The 251-nt window shown below is 60.6% G+C and carries 1 pseudogene; it reads left to right on the forward strand.

From position 1 onward, the window contains the following. A pseudogene (locus AF337_RS13670) lies at nt 1-251 on the forward strand (hypothetical protein); the annotation flags it as partial.

The raw sequence follows: 251 nt of genomic DNA on the forward strand, positions 1-251 counted from the left end.
CCTGTCTCTTGGGCTCGGAGATGTGTCTACGAGACCGCCGCTGCCGGCCCCGGCATTGCCGGCGCCATCCTTTCCGTCACGACCTGGCCTTGGCTGTTTGCAGTCAATATACCACTCGGCGCCATCGTTCTGCTCGGCGGCGGTCTGCTTGGGCAAATTCAGGGCGCAAAGCGAAAGCTGAACGCAAAGGTGATGCTGGCCAACACGCTGATGTTCATCCTTTTCTTCTGCGGCGCCGACCGGATAGCGAT

This window comes from Rhizobium ecuadorense, assembly GCF_001187535.1.
GTDB lineage: Bacteria > Pseudomonadota > Alphaproteobacteria > Rhizobiales > Rhizobiaceae > Rhizobium > Rhizobium ecuadorense.